The 18,768-nt window shown below is 73.8% G+C and carries 23 protein-coding genes; 20 read left to right on the top strand and 3 right to left on the bottom strand.

The genetic code is table 11. The features are described from left to right. The first annotated feature begins 126 nt into the window (after positions 1-126). The 12 genes from AB0K00_RS24630 (at position 127) to AB0K00_RS24575 (ending at position 9,583) form a co-directional block, all read left to right on the top strand. Positions 127-636: a GNAT family protein gene (locus AB0K00_RS24630; RefSeq protein WP_363523853.1), complete on the top strand. Its 510-nt coding sequence runs from the start codon at positions 127-129 to the stop codon at positions 634-636. Next, positions 623-1,138: a hypothetical protein gene (locus AB0K00_RS24625; protein WP_363523851.1), complete on the top strand. Its 516-nt coding sequence runs from the start codon at positions 623-625 to the stop codon at positions 1,136-1,138. The genes AB0K00_RS24630 and AB0K00_RS24625 overlap by 14 nt, the downstream gene beginning before the upstream one ends. Positions 1,139-1,181: 43 nt before the next feature. Beyond that, a complete protein-coding gene (locus AB0K00_RS24620) occupies positions 1,182-2,021 on the top strand; it encodes a GDSL-type esterase/lipase family protein (RefSeq protein WP_363523849.1) in 840 nt (279 codons plus the stop codon). A gap of 126 nt (positions 2,022-2,147) precedes the next feature. After that, entirely contained in the window at positions 2,148-3,269 is a 1,122-nt protein-coding gene (locus AB0K00_RS24615) for an amidase family protein (protein ID WP_363523847.1), read from the top strand. A gap of 65 nt (positions 3,270-3,334) precedes the next feature. Then, positions 3,335-4,345: a hypothetical protein gene (locus AB0K00_RS24610; RefSeq protein WP_363523845.1), complete on the top strand. Its 1,011-nt coding sequence runs from the start codon at positions 3,335-3,337 to the stop codon at positions 4,343-4,345. 25 nt (positions 4,346-4,370) lie between these two features. Next, the gene (locus tag AB0K00_RS24605) at positions 4,371-4,814 is read left to right on the top strand and encodes a GNAT family N-acetyltransferase (protein ID WP_363523843.1); all 444 of its coding nucleotides are present in this window, start codon (positions 4,371-4,373) and stop codon (positions 4,812-4,814) included. Between the two features lie 25 nt (positions 4,815-4,839). Beyond that, complete coding sequence (locus AB0K00_RS24600; protein WP_363523841.1) at positions 4,840-5,472, top strand: hypothetical protein; 633 nt, start codon at positions 4,840-4,842, stop codon at positions 5,470-5,472. A gap of 45 nt (positions 5,473-5,517) precedes the next feature. Further along, complete coding sequence (locus AB0K00_RS24595) at positions 5,518-5,643, top strand: hypothetical protein (RefSeq protein ID WP_363523839.1); 126 nt, start codon at positions 5,518-5,520, stop codon at positions 5,641-5,643. 309 nt (positions 5,644-5,952) lie between these two features. Continuing rightward, positions 5,953-7,104, top strand: a complete 1,152-nt coding sequence (locus AB0K00_RS24590; protein WP_363523837.1) for a tetratricopeptide repeat protein — start codon at positions 5,953-5,955, stop codon at positions 7,102-7,104. 34 nt (positions 7,105-7,138) lie between these two features. Then, entirely contained in the window at positions 7,139-7,858 is a 720-nt protein-coding gene (locus tag AB0K00_RS24585) for an alpha/beta hydrolase (RefSeq protein WP_363523835.1), read from the top strand. 106 nt (positions 7,859-7,964) lie between these two features. Then, positions 7,965-8,756: an endonuclease/exonuclease/phosphatase family protein gene (locus AB0K00_RS24580; RefSeq protein ID WP_363524048.1), complete on the top strand. Its 792-nt coding sequence runs from the start codon at positions 7,965-7,967 to the stop codon at positions 8,754-8,756. A gap of 77 nt (positions 8,757-8,833) precedes the next feature. Next, complete coding sequence (locus tag AB0K00_RS24575) at positions 8,834-9,583, top strand: metallophosphoesterase (protein ID WP_363523834.1); 750 nt, start codon at positions 8,834-8,836, stop codon at positions 9,581-9,583. Between the two features lie 93 nt (positions 9,584-9,676). On the opposite strand, the gene AB0K00_RS24570 is transcribed toward AB0K00_RS24575, so the two are convergent. Further along, positions 9,677-10,402 (bottom strand): hypothetical protein, encoded by a 726-nt coding sequence (locus AB0K00_RS24570; protein ID WP_363523833.1) that lies wholly within the window; start codon positions 10,400-10,402, stop codon positions 9,677-9,679. Positions 10,403-10,477: 75 nt separating this feature from the next. Between AB0K00_RS24570 and AB0K00_RS24565 the strand changes: the two genes are divergently transcribed. Beyond that, on the top strand, positions 10,478-11,350 hold the full coding sequence (locus tag AB0K00_RS24565; RefSeq protein WP_363523832.1) for a LysR family transcriptional regulator: 873 nt from the start codon (positions 10,478-10,480) through the stop codon (positions 11,348-11,350). On the opposite strand, the gene AB0K00_RS24560 is transcribed toward AB0K00_RS24565, so the two are convergent. Further along, positions 11,347-11,829, bottom strand: coding sequence for a hypothetical protein (locus tag AB0K00_RS24560; RefSeq protein ID WP_363523831.1), 483 nt, complete (start codon positions 11,827-11,829; stop codon positions 11,347-11,349). The genes AB0K00_RS24565 and AB0K00_RS24560 overlap by 4 nt on opposite strands. Positions 11,830-11,878: 49 nt before the next feature. Here AB0K00_RS24560 and AB0K00_RS24555 point away from each other — a divergent pair, with 49 nt between their 5' ends. The 4 genes from AB0K00_RS24555 (at position 11,879) to AB0K00_RS24540 (ending at position 15,359) form a co-directional block, all read left to right on the top strand. Continuing rightward, the gene (locus AB0K00_RS24555) at positions 11,879-12,571 is read left to right on the top strand and encodes a response regulator transcription factor (protein WP_363523830.1); all 693 of its coding nucleotides are present in this window, start codon (positions 11,879-11,881) and stop codon (positions 12,569-12,571) included. Beyond that, entirely contained in the window at positions 12,568-13,830 is a 1,263-nt protein-coding gene (locus AB0K00_RS24550) for a HAMP domain-containing sensor histidine kinase (RefSeq protein ID WP_363523829.1), read from the top strand. Before AB0K00_RS24555 ends, AB0K00_RS24550 begins: the two co-directional genes overlap by 4 nt. 80 nt (positions 13,831-13,910) lie before the next feature. After that, positions 13,911-14,363, top strand: a complete 453-nt coding sequence (locus AB0K00_RS24545) for a hypothetical protein (RefSeq protein ID WP_363523828.1) — start codon at positions 13,911-13,913, stop codon at positions 14,361-14,363. Between the two features lie 297 nt (positions 14,364-14,660). Further along, a complete protein-coding gene (locus AB0K00_RS24540; protein WP_363523827.1) occupies positions 14,661-15,359 on the top strand; it encodes a methyltransferase domain-containing protein in 699 nt (232 codons plus the stop codon). Here AB0K00_RS24540 and AB0K00_RS24535 read toward each other — a convergent pair. Beyond that, complete coding sequence (locus AB0K00_RS24535; protein ID WP_363523826.1) at positions 15,341-15,730, bottom strand: MarR family transcriptional regulator; 390 nt, start codon at positions 15,728-15,730, stop codon at positions 15,341-15,343. The two genes, AB0K00_RS24540 and AB0K00_RS24535, sit on opposite strands and share 19 nt — an antisense overlap. Positions 15,731-15,833: 103 nt before the next feature. On the opposite strand from AB0K00_RS24535, the gene AB0K00_RS24530 reads away from it, so the two are divergent. The 3 genes from AB0K00_RS24530 to AB0K00_RS24520 all read left to right on the top strand — a co-directional run bounded on the left by AB0K00_RS24530 (position 15,834) and on the right by AB0K00_RS24520 (position 18,753). Continuing rightward, positions 15,834-17,264: an MFS transporter gene (locus AB0K00_RS24530; protein ID WP_363523825.1), complete on the top strand. Its 1,431-nt coding sequence runs from the start codon at positions 15,834-15,836 to the stop codon at positions 17,262-17,264. A 292-nt stretch (positions 17,265-17,556) separates the two neighbouring features. Then, on the top strand, positions 17,557-17,925 hold the full coding sequence (locus AB0K00_RS24525) for a hypothetical protein (RefSeq protein WP_363524045.1): 369 nt from the start codon (positions 17,557-17,559) through the stop codon (positions 17,923-17,925). Positions 17,926-17,973: 48 nt separating this feature from the next. Then, positions 17,974-18,753 carry a GNAT family N-acetyltransferase gene (locus AB0K00_RS24520; protein ID WP_363523824.1) on the top strand — a complete coding sequence of 260 codons (780 nt, stop codon included), beginning with the start codon at positions 17,974-17,976 and terminating at the stop codon, positions 18,751-18,753. Positions 18,754-18,768 lie beyond the last annotated feature (15 nt).

Genomic DNA, 18,768 nt, shown 5'->3' with positions numbered 1-18,768 from the left:
CCCCAGACGGTAGCGTGGCCGATTTACCGGCGGTTGGTCGGATGGCGGTCGCCGCGATCATCGGCGAAGATTGCGGGCGATCTTGCGCGTCGCGCGCAGGCCGCCGGCTGAGCGAGGTGAGGCGAGTTGAATAAGACCTGGGTGCGGCTGCGACCGGTGGTCGAGAGCGATCTGGGGATGTTCCGCCGGTTCGTGACGGAGCCTGGGCTGGCCGGACCGGCCTGGTCGGGCTACCGCGAGCCGACCGGCCCGGCCAGGCGTTTCGCGGAGGACGGCTTCCTCGGCGAGCACGCCGGCCGGCTCATGGTCGAGGCCGACGAGACCGCCGCCGGCTTCGTCAGCTGGGAGTCGATCGGCACCGGCTGGTCGCGGTACTGGAGCATCGGCATCATCCTGCTGCCGGAGTGGCGCGGCCGCGGCGTCGGCTGGCGGGCGCAGACGCTGCTGTGCGACTACCTGTTCGCCAACAGCGCCGCGCCGCGGATCGAGGCCCGGACCCAGCCGGAGAACATCCCGGAGCAGAAGGCCCTGGAGAAGGTCGGGTTCCTCAGCGAGGGCATCCTGCGCTCCGCGGAGTTCCGCGACGGCGCCTGGCGGGACGTCCTGGTCTACGGGAAGCTCCGTGGGGACCGCTGAACGCTTTGCCGGCCCCGCCCGGCGGGAGCTCTTCGTGTACGAGGTGTACCTCGGTGAGCGACTGCGGCACCTGGTGTCGCCCCTCGAGCCGGACGACGTCGCCGAGCACGGGCTGTCCGCGGAGGCTGTCGTCGGGCTCCTCGCCGTCGGCGTCGACGGCCCCGGCGCGATGCAGCCGGACCACTTCGAGGAGAACCCCACGTTCGTGCGGTTCCTGCACGAGATGATCGCCGACGACATCTTCGTCGTGCCGGGCCTGCGCGAACAGGCCGTCCTCGTCGGCGGGCACGGCTGGGTCGACGTGCTGGACGCCCGCACCGCGGACCCTGCCGGCGAGGTCCCCGAGCACGACGTCATCGGCAGCGTCGAGGTGCGCGACGGCGAGCTGGTGCCCATGTCGTACCGGCCGAACGAACACCACCGCCTGCTCACGGAGGACGGCTTCTTCCAGCTGCCGGAGGAGCTGGAGATGTCACTGTTGAAACGGCTGCATGCGACGTAGGTTCCGTTACGATGTGCCCATCGTCACCAGATGGACACAGAATGTGTGGGCGCTCGCGCTCGCGGGCCTCGCGGTGCTGGCGCTCGCGTGCGAGGGCGGCACCGTCGGTCCCGCGCCGACCGGTGGCGGTGGCGGTGGTGGTGGCGGTGGCGGTGGCCTTGGTTCGATGGCGGCGCTGGGCGACTCGGTCACCACCGCGTTCGCGTCGTGTCTCGCGCCGACCCCGTGCCCGCGCAACTCGTGGTCGACCGGCGACGGCACCCGGGTCGACAGCCACTACCGGCGGCTGCTGAAGTCCAACCCGGGCCTGCGTGCCAGCAACGCCGCCGAGGGCAAGGCCCGCGCCGACGCCCTCGCCGGGCAGGCCCGCACCGCGGTCACCGCGAAGGCCGGCTACGTCACGGTCCTCATCGGCGCCAACGACGCGTGCCGCCCCACCATCGCCGACATGACCCCCGTCGACACGTTCCGCCGCCAGGTCGACGACGCCCTCGCGGTGCTCAAGCAGGGCCTGCCGCAGGCACGGATCCTCGTGGCGAGCATCCCCGACATCCACCGCCTCTGGGAGATCGGGCACACCAAGGACATCGCGGTGAAGGCCTGGTCCCTCGGCATCTGCCAGGCGCTGCTCGCCGCGCCCACGTCCACCGCACCCGCCGACGCCGCCCGCCGCAAGGCGTTCCAGGAGCGCATCGACGCGTACAACTCCCAGCTCGTTGCGGCCTGCAAGGCCTACGGCGCGCGGTGCAAGGACGACGGCGGCGCCGCGCACCGGGTCGCGTTCAGCCTCGACATGGTCACCGCCCAGGACTTCTTCCACCCGAACGCCGCCGGGCAGAACGCCCTGGCGAAAGCGACGTGGCTCGGCACACCTGACTGGTGAACCGCTGTGTCTTCGCGGCTCGGGCGCTAGGCTCATCAGCGGTCCGCCGCGGTGTAGCGGTGACCACGCCGATGAGGTAGGTGGTCCGGTGTCGATCCTTTCCGTGCCGTGTTCCGGAGCGGCCGCATGACCGCCGATCCGTCCGTCTGGCGGGTGAAGGGGATGCCCCTCGCCCCGGCCACCGGCCACGGCCCGCTCGACGGCCTGCGCGTCGCGGTCAAGGACCTCTTCCAGGTCACCGGCTTCGCGGTCGGCGGCGGCAACCCCGCCTGGCTCGCCTCCGCCCTGCCCGCCGCGGCCGACGCGCCCGCCGTCGCCCGGCTGCGCGCCGCCGGCGCCGTGATCCAGGGGATCGCGCACACCGACGAGCTCGCCTACTCCCTGTCGGGCACGAACGTCCACTATGGTGCGCCGCCCAACCCGGCCGCGCCGGACCTGGTCACCGGCGGCTCCTCCAGCGGTCCGGCCTCGGCGGTCGCGACCGGCCACGCCGACATCGGCCTCGGCACCGACACGGGCGGCTCGATCCGGGTCCCCGCGTCCTGCTGCGGCCTCTACGGCCTGCGCCCCACCCACGGCGCGGTGCCCACCGACGGCGTGCTGCCGCTCGCGCCGTCGTTCGACACCGTCGGCTGGATCACCGCCACCGCCGCGCACCTTGCCCTCGTCGGCTCGGTGCTGCTGCCCGACGGCCCGTCCACCCTGCCGTCGCGGCTGCTCGCCGTCGACGGCACCGTCACCGGCGAGGGGTTCGGGCTGCCGGTCTCGCGGGTCACACTGTCCACCTGGGACGACCCGGATCCGTTGCTGCTGGCGTTCCGGCAGGTGCAGGCGGCCGAGGCGTGGCGGGCGCACGGCGACTGGATCACCGCCCACCCGCGAGCCCTCGCCGTCGACGTCGAGGACCGGTTCCGGTTCGGCGCGGGCGTCACCGCCGCCGAGGAGGCCGCCGCCCGGGCGTTCCTGGCGCAGCACCGGGCCGCGCTGCTGGACCTCCTCGCCGACCGCGACGCCTGGCTGGTCCTGCCGGCCGGCGGCCCCGGGCACTCGCGCGAGCTGAGCCCCGTCGGCCGCGACGCGTGGCGCCGCGAGACGCTGCGGTGCGCGGTGCCCGCCAGCGCCTACGGGCTGCCGAGCGTCTCCGTGCCGGCGCCGTCCTCGTCGGGCCCGCCGGCCGGGATCGCCGTCATCGCGCCACCCGGCCACGACCTGGGCCTGCTCGCGCTCGCCTCCCGGCCGTCCGCCTGAGGGGGGCCTCGCGGGAAGATCCGCTCGTGCATACTGTGCCGCCGACCCTCTGTCCGGAGCACATGATGAGCGACCCCTTTGACGGGCTCGAAGACTGGGCCAAGCAGGCCGAGCGCCGCGCGAAACGGGCCGATCGCCGCCGCCGGCTGCGCGCGGTGTTCCGGATCCGGTCGTCGCGGGCCCGCAGCGTGCTGTTCATCGCCAGCGCCGTGGCGGCCGCGGTCCTGCTCGCCGCCGCGCTGCCCACGATCCGGACCTACCTGCCGGGCGGCTCGGCGTACTCGGCCGATTCCTCGGCCGATTCCCCGTTGTATCCGACACAGGCCGTGCCCTCCGGCGTCTCGGCGACCACCACGGCGAGCGCCGCACCCACCGACCCCTTCGAGGGCACCCCCGCGGCGACCTACCCGAAGGGTGAGGCCGGCATCACCCTGCCGCCGGCGACCGCCGTCACCGGGTTCACCGCTGCCCAGGTCGACGCCGCGCTGCAGCAGGTCCGAAAGGCCCTCGTCGCCGCCCGGCTGGACCAGCAGATGCTCGTCGGCCACGACCCGGCGGCGCTCCTGGCGCTCCTCGCCCCCAACTCGGCGAAGGGCATCAAGACCTGGTTCGACGGCACCGAGTTCAGCGCCCTCGCCACCTGGATCGACCCGGCCGCCCACCTCGACCCCGCCGAGGAGGTCCGGGTCAGCGGTCGGATCACGTTCGACTCCGCGGAGGTCGACGGCATCCAGACCCTGCGGATCACCACCAACTTCGTCTGGGTCTACGCCTTCACCGGCAACGGCCGGAACCCGCTGGCCGCCGAACACGACGAGACCCGCTGGGACTTCCCCGCGACCGGCCGCCTCCGCGCCGCCGACAAGGGCATGTGGGTCGGTGCGGTCAAGGGGTACATGGCCTGGATCGACTGCGCCGCGGCCGGCAAGGGGCTCCTCGCGCCGTACCGGTCCGGCGCCGGCGCGCAGCCCGGCCCCACCGAGGACCCCGACGCCTACCTGAAGGCCGACCACTCCCTGACCATCGCCGACGACTGCGACCCCGCTGCCTCGTCCGCCCCGGCTGTGGCGGCCTGACGTGGCGGTTGTCGAGCTCAGGGACGTGCGTGACGACGACCTGGAGGCGTTCCTCGCCCACCAGCAGGACCCCGAGGCGGCCCGGATGGCGGCGATGCCCTCGCGGGACCGCGACGCGTTCCTCGCCCACTGGGCCCGGATCCGGGCCGATCCGTCGAACATCCTGCGCACCGTCGTCGCCGATGGTGCGGTGGCGGGCAACGTCGTGAGCTGGAAGGTCGTGAGCGGGGAGCAGGAGGGACGGCGCCTGGTCGGCTACTGGATCGGCCGGGAACACTGGGGCCGCGGCGTCGCCACCGCCGCGCTCGGCCGCTTCCTCGACCTGCTGCCGGACCGCCCGGTCCACGTCTACGTCGCCGTCGCCAACGCCGGCTCGGTCCGGGTGCTGCGCAAGTGCGGCTTCCACCCGCTGGGCCTTCCCGTCACCGGCGCCGACGGCATCGAGGAAGCCCTCTACGTCCTGGACTGACCGGCGGCGCCTCTACCATGTGATCATGGCGCTGTTGCACCGGGCGGACCTGACGCCCACCAAACTCGAACTGCTCAACGCGTGGCTGCCCACCCGGGACTGGTACCCCGGCCCCGCCGCACCGGATCTGGCGAAGGTCGCCGCGTTCCGCTTCGACGACCCCGCCGGCGAGGTCGGCATCGAGACGCTGCTGGTCCGGGCCGGCGACGGACCGGTGCTGCAGGTCCCGCTCACCTACCGCGGCGCACCGCTCGACGGGGCCGAACGGTGGCTGGTCGGGACCACCGAACACTCGGTCCTCGGCCACCGCTGGGTGTACGACGCCACCGGCGACCCCGTCTACGCCGCCACCCTCGCCGCCACCATCCTCACCGGCGCCGGCCAGGCGGCCGAGGAGTTCGAGGTCGACGGCGTCCGGCAGGCCCGCGCGAACGACATGCACGTCACCGGCAGCGGCCACGCCGGCGCCGTCGTGCCCGCCGTCACCGGCGTCCTGCGCGTGGCGGACACCCACCCGACCCGCATCGCCACCGACGCCCTCGACCTGACCGTGCTCAGGGTCCTCACGGACGACCCGGCGGACCCGGGCGACGCGCCGACCCTCACCGGCACCTGGGCGGGGAGCCCCACCCCGCGCCTGCTCGCATACGCCGGATAGCCCACTGTCGGGTTACGGTCGCTGCCGCCCTGCGTGCGTCACCGCATGAGGAACATGGTCAAGCGCATCATCTGGGTCCTGGCGTCCACCGCCGGTCTGGTCGCTGTCACCGCCGCACCCGCGGCCGCCGGCACCAGCTTCAACCACTCCGAGCCGTTCCTCGGCGCGTAGTCCGGCCGGCAGTCCGATGTGGACGCTCATGAGGGCCCGGCGACGTCACCGGCGTGCGCTGCGGCTCTGGCGGGCCGGCCACCGGCTCCGCGCCCTGGACCTGTGCCGCCGCGCGGTCACCGGCTTCGAGGGCGCGGAGCTCGCGGCCGCCCTGCTCACCCTGGGCGATATGGAGTTCCGCCTCGCCGACTACGCCGCCGCCGGGACCACCTTCCGCCGTGCTGTGGACGCTGTTCGGGCTGTTCGGGCTGTTCGGGCTGTTCGGGCTGTTCCGGCCGTTCGGGCCGTTCGGGCTGTTCGGGCGTCGGGGTGCTTGACGCGTTGGCTGTTGCGGCGTCGGTGCGGCTCGGCGATGCGCTGCGCGTGCAGGGGAGGCTGCTCGAGGCGGAGGAGGTGCTGCGCGCGGCGGGCCCGCACCCGGCGGTCCGCAACGCGCTCGGCGTGGTCTGCAAGGACGCCGGCCGATACGCGGATGCCGCCACCCACTACGCGGCCGCGCTGGTGGCAGCGACCGGCCCGCACCCGATCGCCTTTGACTCGCGCCTGGTGGCTGCCGGCCCCAGTCTCTCGGCTGCTGCCGGCCCGGTTCCGGTGGTTGCCGGCCCGGTTCCGGTGGTTGCCGGCCCGGTTCCGGTGGTTGCCGGCCCGGTTCCGGTGGTTGCCGGCCCGGCTCTGGTGGCTGCCGACCTGGTTCAGGTGGCTGCCGATACGCGCCGGGTTTCTGCCGATCCGCGCCTGGTTGCGGCGGTTCAGCACAACCTTGCCGGTCTTGCCCACGTCCAGGGTAGATTCGCCGACGCCGAGGCGCCGGCCCGCGCGGCCCTCGCCATGCACGAACAGCTCCACGGCTCCGACTCGCCGGAGGCGGCCGCCGACGCGGCGGTGCTCGGTGCGGTCCTGCTCGGACTGCACCGCTTCGCGGAGAGCGAAGCGGCACTCGTACGGGCCCTGACGACCTGGACCCGGCACGCCCGCCCCGACCACCATGAGGTCGCCGGCTGCCTGCACGCCCTGGGCGTGCTGCATCATCTGCGCGGCCGCCCGGTGGTGGCCGCGCAGTTGCTCGGCAGAGCGTTGCGCCTCAAGACGGCGGTGCTGGGACCGGGGCACCACGAGATCGGCACGATCCTCAACAACCTCGCCGCCACCCATGCCCTGCATCGCCGCACCCACGCCATCCGAAGCCACTTCCACGCCTCCCGCGCGGCGACGTTGTCCACCCGCCCCGGCGCCACCTCCTCCTCAGGTCGGACACCTGCCGCACCGAGCGGGAAGACCCTTGCAGCCGGCCGGCCTGTTGCCGTGCGGAGACGGCTCCATCTGGTACGCCGCCGCGAGCACACTGCGTCGAGCCGGGCACATGACGCGCGGAGCCGGACGTACGCCGCGCGGGCCGTCACGATCCTCACCCGGACACTCGGCCCGGAGCACCCGTTCACCCTGCGGGCGGGTGCCAGGTGACCCACGGCCCCAACCGGTGCGGGATGCTGTCCGGGTGACCGACCTTCGAGTGCTCCGTGGCGGCTCCGGCACGCCGGTGGTCCTGCTGCTGCACGGCCTCGGCGCCACCGCCGACGTGTGGGACGACCTGACCGCGCTCCTCGACGGGGCATGGGTGGCACCCGACCTGCCAGGGCACGGCGGTTCGGCGTGGCTGGACGGGTACACGTTCGCCACCGTGGCCGCCGCCGTCGCCGAACTGGTCGACCCGCGTGGCACCGTGGTGGTCGGCCACTCGTTCGGCGGAGTGATCGGGCTGCACCTCGCCCGTGTCCCCGGGGTGCGCGCCGTCGTCGGCCTCGGGATCAAGGTCGCCTGGACCGGCGAGGAGCTCGACCGCGCCGCCGCGATCGCCAGGAAACCGCCGATCATCCACCCGACCCGCGAGGACGCCGCAACCCGCTTCCAACGGGTCGCCGGGCTCGTCGGCCTGAAGGATGACGCACCCGCAGCGGCGGTGACCCGCGACGGCGACGGCTGGCGGACCACCCACGACCCACGGACGTTCGCCGTCGGCGACCCCGGCGTCGCCACACTGCTGACCGCCGCCGCACCCGTCCCGGTCGTCCTTGCCCGCGGCGAACACGACCCGATGGTGACCCGCGAGCAGCTAGCAGCCCTGGTCCCCGATCCGGTCGACCTTCCCGGCCTCGGCCACAACGCCCACGTCGAGGACCCGTCCGCCCTCCTGCCGCTCCTCGCCACCCTGCGCTGACAGCCCGCCACCCCACCGCGCCGAGCCCGCAGCTCTGTGGGGCAGGACGTGGCGCAGCGGGACTGTGGTGGGGATCGTCTGATCTACGATCGGCCCGGTGCGGATCATGACGTGGAACCTGTGGTGGCGCTTCGGCGACTGGCGTGCCCGGCACGAGGCGATCCTCGCGACCCTGCGGGCCGAGCGGCCAGACGTGTGTGGCCTGCAGGAGGTCTGGGCGGTCCGTGACGGCGAGCACCAGGCCGAACTGCTGGCCCGGGAGCTCGGCATGCACTGGGCGTACAGCCCCTCGCCGATGCCCGGTCGCTGGCACTCGCGGATCGGCGACACGAGCGTCGACGTCGGCAACGCGGTGCTGAGCCGGTGGCCGATCGCCGCCACCGCGGTCGGCGACCTCGGCGGCGAGGGCCGCACCGTGCTGCACGCCCGCATCGACGCGCCCGACGGCCCGATTCCCGTGTTCACCACGCACCTGGACTCCAACCCGGACGGTTCCGCGGCTCGATGCGCGCAGGTCGAGCGGCTCATGCCGTTCATCGCCGCACACCGTGTCGGCGACCACCCGCCGGTGCTGACCGGCGACTTCAACGCCGAACCCGAGTCCGACGAGCTACGGCGTGCGGCGGGGCACCTCACCGCCCCGGTTGTGCCCGGTCTCATGCTGGTCGACGCGTGGCGGTTCCACGACGGCGCCGACCCCGGCTGGACCTGGGACCGCCGCAACCCGTACGTCCGCGAATACTGGGCGCCCAGCTCCCGGATCGACTACGTGCTGGTGGGGTTGCCCGGTTCCGTCTCCGGCCGGGGCCGCGTCGAACGGGTCCACCTGGCCGGCACCGAACCCCACGACGGCGTCTGGCCGTCGGACCACTTCGCCGTGGTCGCCGACCTCCGCTGAAGCCCTGTGCCGCAGCCCTGCGCTGGAGGCCGACGGCGGGTGCGGCGAGCTAAGGTCGGGCGCACGGGGAGGTCGGCATGGCGACGATCGCGGTCATCGGTGACGTGGGCGGCTGCGCCGCGCAACTCGCCGCCGCGCTGGAGAGGCTCGACGCGGACGCCGGCGACACGGTCGTCATTCAGGTCGGTGACCTGGTCGACCGCGGGCCGGACAGCAGTGGCGTGCTCGACCTTGTCCAACTCAGGATCGACACGGCGCCGCGCCGCTGGATCCAGCTTGCGGGCAATCATGAGGCGCAGTACACCGGCGGCATGACCTTCTGGCCCGAGCGGCTCGGCGACGCCGACGCGGAGCGGCTGCGGAGCTGGTGGTTGCGGGACCGGATGCGGGTCGCGGTCGCGGTGCGGACCGCCGCGGGGGAGGAGCTGCTCGTGACGCACGCCGGGCTCACCGTCGCGGCGTGGCGCGAGCTGGGCGGGCCGGTCACCGCCGCGACCGCCGCGGACCTGCTCAACACCAGGCCCGAGCCGCTGCTGTGGGCGGACCACGGACCGCTGTGGGCGGAGCACGTCGCCGCGTCGTGGTTGGAGGAGCGCGAGCCGATGCCGTTCTCCCAGGTCCACGGGCATTCGTCCATCGTGGACCATTACCGCCGGGCGTGGCGATGCGCGGAGCGGATCCGGCAACGGTCCACGGTGGACTGGGCGGCCCGGCACACGACGACCAGGGTGAGCGGCGCCCGCATCATCGGCGTCGACCCGAAGCACGGCAGGCACGGCGCGCCGGCCTGGGCGCCGCTGCTGCTCCCCGGCGCCGAACTGCTCTGACGCACGCCGGCTGCGCACGCACGCACGCCGGCTGCGCACGCACGGCGGCTGCGCACGCACGGCGCCTGCGCTAACGCACGGCGGCCTGCTGCCCTAACGCACGGCGGGCTGCCGTCCGGCGACGGCCACGGCGGCCTCGGTGAAGGCGCGGATGACGACGTGGCAGCGGGACCCGTCGCCGGCCAGTTCCGGCTGGAACAGGGTGCCCATCAGGAACGGGTGCCCGTCCAGCTCGGCGACCCGCACCTCGCCGTCGTCGTCGAAGCCGGTGAAGCGCAGCCCGCGCCGGGTCAGCTCGGGCAGGTAGGCGTGGTCGAGGCCGTACGCGCAGTGGTAGCGCTCCACGGATCGTTCGACTCCGAAGACCCGCTCGGCGAGGGAGCCGGGGGTCAGGTTGACCGCGCCCTCGTGGCCGACCAGCGAACAGGCGAGGGGCACGATCAACTGCCGCCCACCGTCCGGGTCGGACTCGCCGTGGCTGGCGTCGGCGATGCCGCAGACGGTGCGGGCGAACTCCAGCAGCAGGTGCTGGAACCCGCCGCAGGTGCCGAGGAACGCGATCCGGTGCTCGCGGGCGACCCGGACGGCGTGCAGGGCGCCCTCCTCGCTGTGATACGGGCTGCCCGGCAGCAGCCAGATGCCGTCGAACCCGGCGAGATCCGTCGTGGTCGCGTCGGGCGTCGGCACCCAGTACGCGTCGATGCCGATGCCGTGCTGAGCGCGGAGCACCTCGAACAGCCCCGGGATCCGGGTGTGGGAACGCACGTGCGGGGAACGGTCGCCGACCAGGGCGATGCGGGCCGTGCGGGTCGCTGTCATGCCATCACTGTGCCGCTCGCGACGCCCATCAGTCCAACAACACATTCGTCTACCAGGATAAGCAATACTGATGTCGTGGACCCGCACCTGCTGCGCACGTTCGTCACCGTCGCCCGCGCCGGGTCGTTCTCCGCGGCGGCGCAGGAGCTGGGTTACACGCAGTCGGCGGTGTCGCAACAGATCGCCGCGCTGGAGTCCGACCTGGGTGCCACACTGCTGCACCGCCGGCCGGTCGCGCCGACCGACGCGGGCGCGCGGCTGCTGGAGCACGCCGGACCGATCCTGCTGCGGCTGAGCGCCGCCCGGGCCGACGTGACCCGCCTGTCGGGGCAGCCCGCCGCGACGGTCGTGCTCGGCGCCACCCCGTTCGCCGGCAGCGACCGGGTCGCCGCGGTGCTCGCAGCGGTCCAGCGGGCGATGCCCCGGGTGCGGTTCACGCTGCTGCTCGCCGGCCGGGACGCGGTGGCCGCCGGCGTCGCCACCGGCACGCTCGACGTCGGGCTCGTCGACGGCGTGACCGCGCCCAGCGACCCGCTGCCGTTGCCCGACGCGGGGCAGTTGACGACGTCGGCCCTGGCGGAGTCCGTCGCCGTGGCCGCGTTTCCGGTGGGCCACCCGCTCGCCGGGCGCCGTTCGCTGCGGCTCGCCGACCTGGCCGATGCCACCTGGATCGACGCGCCCGACGTGGCCACGCCCCTGCCGCAGCTGCGGGCCCTCGCGCACAGCGGCGGGTTCCGCGACGGGTTCTGCTATCCGGGCACCGACACCGGTGGCCTGCTCGCGCTGGTGGCGGCCGGCGCGGGGCTGGCGCTGCTGCCCGCCCCGGTGACCCACCCCGGCGTCGCCGGTGTCCCGATCACGCAGCCCCGGCTCGTCCACCGGGTGGAGCTGGTGCACGGCTCGCTCACCCCGCCGGCCCGCGCGCTCGCCGAGGCGTTCAGGCGCTAGTCGTCGTCGACGACGGCGAGGCTCGGCTCGGTGCCGGCGCAGGTGACCTGGGCGCGGACGTCGCCGCCGCCGCTGCGGGCCTTGAACCGCAGCGAGGCGACCGGCGCCGGCCCCCGCTGCACGTGCTCGGCCTCGAACCCCGAGTTGGGCGTCCACGTCCGCAGCGTCACCAGCCCGGCCTCGCACGCCGCCACGATCGTCCCGCCCGCGGTCGTCAGGGCCCGCACGACCCCGCCCCCGCCCGGGGACGACGCCGGCGAAGCGGCGGGAGTGGGCGTCGGCGGTGCCGTCGTGGGGCCGGCGGACGACGCGGCCAGCAGTGCGTCGACGTCGGCCTCGGTGTACGGCGCGTCCGCCGTGCCGAAGATGCCCTCCCGCATCGAGCCGACGGCACCCGTCGCTACCGCCGTGGCAGCCGCGACGGTCAGCAGCCACGCACCGCCCGCGAGGACCCACCGCCGTGCCACCGTCGTCGCCATGCTGACCACTATCCACCGCCGATTGCTAAGAGATGGTTAACCTCGGCCTATGGCGAAGGTGCTGATCGTGGAGGACGACGGGACGATCCGCACCGGCATCGTGCGGGCGCTGACCGAACGCGGCCATATCGTGGTGCCGGCCGCGACCGCGATGGACGGGCTCAAGCTCGCCGTCGCCGAGGCGCCGGACGTGGTCCTGCTCGACCTCGGCCTGCCCGACCTCGACGGCCGCGAGGTGCTGCGGATGCTGCGCGCGGTCAGCCGGGTGCCGATCATCGTGGTCACCGCGCGGCGCACCGAGGGCGAGATGGTCCGCGCGCTGGACGCAGGCGCCGACGACTACGTCGTCAAGCCGTACGGCGCCGAACAGATCGACGCCCGGATCCGCGCCGTGCTGCGCCGCGCCGACGGTGGACCGTCAGCACCCGAACGGGACCCGGCGCTCGACGTCGACGGCGTCCGCATCGACCCGCGGGCCAGGACCGCGACCCTCGACGGCGTGCCGCTGGACCTGACCCCGCGCGAGTTCGACCTGCTCTACCACCTGGTGTCCCGCGCCGGCGAGGTCGTGGGCAAGCGGGAGCTGCTGACCGAGGTGTGGCAGGTGCCGTACACCACCGCGGACAAGACCGTGGACGTGCACCTGTCGTGGCTGCGGCGCAAGCTGGGGGAGACCGCCCAGGAGCCCCGCCGCCTGCACACCGTCCGCCGCGTCGGCGTCAAGTACGGGCTGCAGCCGTGAGGTGGCGGCTGGCGCTGCTCGTCGCGGCCGCGATGACCCTGGTGCTGCTGGCGTTCCTGGTCCCGCTCGCGCTGCTGCTGCGCGGGGTCGCCGCCGACCGGGCCGTGTCGGCGGCCACCACGCAGGCGCAGTCCCTCGCCGTCCTCGTCGCCACCGCCGACCCGCAGTCGCTGCGCCTCGCCGTCGAACAGGTCAACGTCGACGCCGCGCGCCCGGTCACCGTGTACCTGCCGGACGGCACCACCGTCGGCCCTCCGGCCGCTCGGACCCCCGCGGTACTCCTCGCCGCCCGGACCACGAGCTTCTCCGTCGAGCATCCCGGCGGCCGGGAGGTCCTCGTCGTCGTGCAGGGCCTGGCGCAGGGCACCGCGGTCATCCGGGTCTTCGTGCCGCGGGACGAGCTGCGCAAGGGCGTGACCCGCGCGTGGCTGGTCCTTGCGCTGCTCGGCGTCGGCCTGCTCGCCGTCGGGGTGGCCGTCGCGGACCGGCTCGCCGTCATGGTGGTGCGCCCGATCCGTTCCCTGGCAACGGTCTCCGACGCGCTCGCCGGCGGCGACCTCGACCGCCGGGCGCCGGCCGCGGTGGGGCCGCCGGAGGTCCGGGCGGTCGCCGCGGCCCTCAACCAGCTCGCCGCCCGGATCCGCGACCTGCTGCGGCACGAACGCGAACGCGTCGCGGACCTGTCGCACCGGATGCGGACGCCGATGACCGCGCTCCGGCTGGACGCCGAGGGCCTGCGCGACCCGGACGAGGCGGCCCGGATCTTGGCCCACGTCGCCGCGCTCGACGGGGCCGTCACCGCCGTCATCGAGGACGCCCGCCGCGAGCGTGACCTGCCGTCCTGCGACGCGACCGCAGTCGTCGCCGAACGGATCCGGTTCTGGACCGTGCTCGCCGAGGACCAGCGGCGGCCGGTCGAGACGGACCTGCCGGACGGCCCGCTGCCCGTCGCGGTCTCGGCCGCCGACCTGGCCGCATGCGTCGACGCGTTGCTGGGCAACGTCTTCGCGCACACGGAGGAGGGCGTCGCCGTCGCGGTGACCCTCGACGCCCGCCGGGTCCTCACCGTGCAGGACGCCGGTGCCGGGTTCGACCCGGCCGCCGGCGCCCGCGGCGTCAGCGGTGCCGGCTCCACCGGGCTGGGCCTGGACATCGCGCGGCGCACCGCCGAGGCCGCCGGCGGCACCCTGGCCGTGGACCGGTCGCCGCTCGGCGGTGCCCGGGTCACGGTCACCCTGGGCGGGTTAACCGAACGTTAGGGTTGCCACAGCACTGCGCTATCGCTGCGCCCGGCACCGTGGTTCCTGCAAGAGCAGAACAACCACGGAGGTGTACGGCAATGCGCAAGCTCATCATCATCACCGCGACCGTGACGGCGGCGCTGGCGATCGGCGGCACGGCACTCGCTGCGTCCGGCCCGTCGGGCGACGACCGGCCCGCCCGGGTGTCCACTTCGGACAGTCCGTCCGCGTCGGCGTCTGCCGACGACCACGGCGGGGATCCGTCGGCGTCGGCGTCCAGCGACGACGCGACCGCGTCCCCGTCGGCCTCCGCGTCGACGGACGACCACGGCGGCAACCCGTCGGCGTCGGCGTCCCCGTCCGCCGACGACCACGGCGGCAACCGCACCACCGGCTCCGGCAACAGCGGCTCCGGCTCCAATGGCAGTGGCGGGCACGGCGGTGGGGACGACGGGCCCGGGCACGACGCCGGCGACGACCACGGCGGCGGCCACGGCGCCGACGACGGCCCGGGTCACGACGTGGGCGACGACCACGGCGGCGACCGCTGACCCCACACCACCGGTCACTCCGCCACCTCGCCGGTCGGCCCCGGTCCCATCCGGTGCCGCCGGTGACGGCGGTCCGATGGCGTTCCGCACGGCGCTCCGGCGAGGTCCGTCCCAGCTGGTAGGACATGGTGGCAATGTCGTAGACCTGGTGCGGGCTGCGCGGAGGTGATCTCCGCAAGCGTGTTGCAGTGGGCTCGCCGGGAAGTCATCCCACAGAACGGGACCCGGAACCGGGCGAGGGTTTCGGAAGGGCGGCCGGGTGTTGGCTTCCCGCGCCCTGGTTGCGATCATGGTTTGGTGACCCTGCTCGATGACGACACGCTCGCCGGCTCGGCAGTGGTGGCCAACTCCGCGATGAATCGCGAGCGTGCCCTCGCCGGGGTCAACAGCTACGACCGTGAGCTGGGCTTCAACCCGGTCGACGCGCTGCTGCCGCTGGTCTCGGTGACCGGCGCCCCCGACACCGTCGCGTGGCTCGACCTGTGCTGCGGCACCGGGCGGGCCCTGGTCGAGGCGGCCGCGAGGCTGCACGCCGCCGGGGTCGGCGACCGGGTCCTCGTGCACGGGGTGGACCTGGTCGACGCATTCGATCCCGCGCCGGACGTGCCGTGGCTGCGGCTGACCACCGCGTCGGTGGCGGAGTGGAAGCCCGAGCGGCGGTATGACCTCATCACCAGCGTGCACGGCCTGCACTACGTCGGCGACAAGCTCGGCCTCCTGGCCAAGGCGGCCGGTTGGCTGACCGACGGCGGCCGGCTCGTCGCCGACATCGACCTCGACAGCGTCCGGCTCGAGGACGGCCGGCCCGCCGGCCGGCGGCTCGCCGCGCACCTGCGGGACGCGGGCTTCAACTACGACGGCCGGCGCCGCAGGATCGGCCGGGACGACCGGGGCGACGTCACCCTGCCCTACGAGTACCTCGGCGCGGACGACAAGGCGGGCGCCAACTACACCGGCCAGCCCGCCGTCGACTCCTACTACCGCCGGGTGTCCTGAGCCTGCAAGTGGCTTGCGAGGACCGACAGGTGGGTCTCGCGGGCGGCGGTGTGACGCTGCAGACCCTCGGTGGTGAGCGTCACGAACACGCCGCGCCGGTCGGCCTCGCACAGCGCCCGTGACACCAGGCCGCTCTTCTCCAACCGGGCGACCGCCCGCGACAGCGCGCTCTGGCTGAGATACATGTCCGCGGCGAGATCCTGCATGCGGCGCTTCTCACACTGCTGCGAGACCAGCCGGTCGAGGATCTCGAACTCGCTCATGCTCAGCGCGTGCGCATCGGACAGCGCCCGCTCCAGATGGCATGCCACCTCGTTGTAGCTGGTCGCCAGCGAGCGCCAATGCTCGACCAGCGCGGCCTCCGACGTCATGCCGCGCATCCTACCCCCGAACCCCATCCGAATGCACCTACATTAAATGCACTAGCAATTAGTGCGTAGACATTGGATGCACACGCATCTAGTGTTCCGTCCCGTGACTACGACCCTCCCGGCCCCAGGCACCACCACCACGCCGGAGACCCACGCGACGATGACCCCGCGACTGTGGGGAGTCCTCGCGGTGCTCTGCGCCGTGCTGTTCCTCGACGGCCTCGACGTGTCGATGGTGGGCGTCGCGCTGCCGTCCATCGGCGCCGAACTCGGCCTGTCGACCACCTCGCTGCAGTGGATCGTCAACGGTTACGTCCTCGGCTACGGCGGCCTGCTCCTGCTCGGCGGGCGCACCGCCGACGTCCTCGGCCGGCGCCGCGTCTTCCTGGTTGCGCTCGGCGTCTTCGCCGTCGCGTCCCTCGTCGGCGGCCTCGTCGACGACGGCACCCTGCTCATCGCCACCCGGTTCGTGAAGGGTCTCGCCGCCGCGTTCACCGCGCCGACCGCCCTGTCGATCCTCACCACCACGTTCCACGAGGGGCCGGCCCGCAACCGGGCACTGTCGGTCTTTTCGGTCTTCGGCGCCAGCGGGTACAGCTCCGGGCTGATCCTCGGCGGCCTGCTGACCAGCGTCGGCTGGCGGTGGACATTCCTGATCCCGGTGCCGCTCGCCATCGCGGCCCTGGTCGCCGGCATCGCCCTCATCCCCAGGGACGAGCCCGCCGCCGATGGCGGGCACGACCTTGCCGGCGCCGCGACGCTCGTGGGCGGCATGCTCCTGGCGGTGTACACCGTCGTCTCCGCGCCGGACCGCGGCTGGCTCGACCCGGTGACGCTCGCCTCCGCCGTCGTCGCCGCGGCGCTGCTCGTCGGCTTCGTGCTCATCGAGCGGCGGGTCGCGCACCCGCTGATCCGCCTCGGCATCCTGCGGGTCGGCTCGATCGTGCGGGCCAACCTCAGCATGGTGGCGCTGTTCGGCTCGTATCTGAGCTTCCAGTTCATGATGACGCTGTACCTGCAGGACGTGCTGCACTGGTCGCCGCTGAAGATGGCGCTCGCCCTGCTGCCCGCCGGCCTGCTCGTCGCATTCGGGTCGCCGTTCGTCGGCGGGCTCATCAACCGCTACGGCACCCCACGGCTCATCGTCGCGTCGATGCTGTCGATGAGCCTCGGCTACGGCTGGTTCCTGCTCACCGCCGGCAGCGCGCCGCACTACCTGGTCGCGATCCTGCCGACGATGCTGCTGCTGGGCGGCGGTTTCGCGTTCGGCTTCAGCTCCATCATGGCCCAGGCCACCGACGGCGTCGCCGACGAGGAGCAGGGTCTGGCCTCCGGTCTGGTGCAGAGTTCCGGCCAGGTCGGCGCGGCCCTCATCCTCGCGGTCGTCACCGCCCTGGTCGCGGGCGGCGGCAAGGGATCCGGCGACTTCACCCAGTTCCACCCCGGCGTCAACCTCGTCACCGGCATCGCGGTGGTCGGCCTGGCGTTGAGCCTCGTGCCGGTCCTCACCCGGCCACGGGGCCGGCACGCGTGATGCGAGACTGCACCACGTGGTGAAGGCATACGGCATCGGCCCGGTCGGCGGCGAGTTCGTCCGGGCCGATGCCGGCTGGCCGCCGGCGCTCGCCGCGGCCTGCGGGCACACCGCGGGCAGCGCCGCGTACCGGCTCGACGGGGCGGCACTGGCCCACGTCATCGAACATTCGGACCCGGACGACACCGCCGCGCTGCGCTGGCTCGACGGCGACGCCGTCCTCGCCGTCCTCGTCGAGGACCTTGCCGCGCCGGCCGCGGATCCCGACGTGGCCAGGCTCGCCGCGCACCTGCTGGCCGGCCGGGTCGAGGACGCCGCCGGCACGACCACCCTCTGGCGCCCCGTCGGACCGCAGGAGCTGCGGCTGGTCGAGGCCGCCGGCTGGCGCCGGTGGCCGCCGCGCCTGCCGGACCAGCCGATCTTCTACCCGGTCCTCAACGAGGCCTACGCCACGCAGATCGCCCGTGAGTGGAACGTCCCCGCGTCCGGCGTCGGTCACGTCACACGGTTCCGGGTCGAGACGCCGTTCGCCCGCCGGTACCCCACCAAACGCGCGGGCGGCGGCAACATTCTGGAACTGTGGATTCCCGCCGAGGATGTCGGCGCCCTCAACGAGCATCTGGTCGGCACGATCGAGCTGGTCGGCACCTACACCGGCTGACGCTGCAAACCGCTTGCACACCGATCCTCGAAGGTGTGGTCTTGAGGCGTGGACCCCCAGCAGGTGCTAGCCCAGTTCGACCGCAAGATCCGCCAGGAGCCGCGCGTCGGCGCCGACTCTGGCACCGTCGTGGAGCGCGAGCCCGGCATCGTGCGGGTCGTCTCGGCCAGCGACGGCTGGCACGGGATCTCCTGGTGCGACCTGGAGGGCCTCGACGCGGACGCGGTCATCGGCGCGCAGGTGCAGCGCTTCGGCCAGCTCGGGCAGCCGTGGGAGTGGAAGCACTACTCCTACGACCGCCCCGCGGACCTCCCCGAGCGGCTGCTCGCCGCGGGGTTCGAGCCCGACCCCGCCGAGGGGCTGCTCTTCGCGGAGCTCGCCGACCTGTCGCTGGACGTGACCCTCCCGGCGGGCACCAGGATCGAGGCGGTCACCGACGCCGCCGGCGTCGACCTGGTCGTCGCCGTCCATGACGAGGTCTTCGGCGGTGACCACTCCCGCATCGGCAAGGACCTCACCGCCCGCCTCGCCGACCGCCCCGGTTCGATCGCCGCCGCGGTGGTCATGGCCGGCGACCGCCCGATCTGCGCCGGCCGCGTGGAGTTTCACGGGGGCACCGGTTTCGCCAGCCTGTGGGGCGGCGGCACCGTCACCGACTGGCGCGGCCGTGGTGTCTTCCGCGCGCTCGTCGCCCACCGCGCCGCGCTCGCCGCCGCGGCCGGATACCGGTTCCTGCAGGTCGACGCCTCCGCCGACAGCCGCCCGATCCTGCGCCGCGTCGGCTTCCAGCAACTCGCGACCACGACCCCGTTCGTCCGCAACCCGTAGGCCCGGTGGCGGCGA

This window comes from Dactylosporangium sp. NPDC049525 (genome assembly GCF_040676755.1).
Lineage (GTDB): Bacteria > Actinomycetota > Actinomycetes > Mycobacteriales > Micromonosporaceae > Dactylosporangium.
Note: the sequence above shows the minus strand (reverse complement) of the source record. Positions and strands in the feature narration are given on the sequence as shown.

Excerpts from the sequence above, each read along its gene's own strand:
- AB0K00_RS24615 (WP_363523847.1), top strand. The coding sequence starts at position 2,148 with ATGACCGCCGATCCGTCCGTCTGGCGGGTGAAGGGGATGCCCCTCGCC.
- AB0K00_RS24610 (WP_363523845.1), top strand. The coding sequence starts at position 3,335 with ATGAGCGACCCCTTTGACGGGCTCGAAGACTGGGCCAAGCAGGCCGAG.
- AB0K00_RS24600 (WP_363523841.1), top strand. The coding sequence starts at position 4,840 with ATGGCGCTGTTGCACCGGGCGGACCTGACGCCCACCAAACTCGAACTG.
- AB0K00_RS24595 (WP_363523839.1), top strand. The coding sequence starts at position 5,518 with ATGAGGAACATGGTCAAGCGCATCATCTGGGTCCTGGCGTCCACCGCC.
- AB0K00_RS24580 (WP_363524048.1), top strand. The coding sequence starts at position 7,965 with ATGACGTGGAACCTGTGGTGGCGCTTCGGCGACTGGCGTGCCCGGCAC.
- AB0K00_RS24575 (WP_363523834.1), top strand. The coding sequence starts at position 8,834 with ATGGCGACGATCGCGGTCATCGGTGACGTGGGCGGCTGCGCCGCGCAA.
- AB0K00_RS24570 (WP_363523833.1), bottom strand. The coding sequence starts at position 10,402 with ATGACAGCGACCCGCACGGCCCGCATCGCCCTGGTCGGCGACCGTTCC.
- AB0K00_RS24560 (WP_363523831.1), bottom strand. The coding sequence starts at position 11,829 with ATGGCGACGACGGTGGCACGGCGGTGGGTCCTCGCGGGCGGTGCGTGG.
- AB0K00_RS24555 (WP_363523830.1), top strand. The coding sequence starts at position 11,879 with ATGGCGAAGGTGCTGATCGTGGAGGACGACGGGACGATCCGCACCGGC.
- AB0K00_RS24545 (WP_363523828.1), top strand. The coding sequence starts at position 13,911 with ATGCGCAAGCTCATCATCATCACCGCGACCGTGACGGCGGCGCTGGCG.
- AB0K00_RS24535 (WP_363523826.1), bottom strand. The coding sequence starts at position 15,730 with ATGACGTCGGAGGCCGCGCTGGTCGAGCATTGGCGCTCGCTGGCGACC.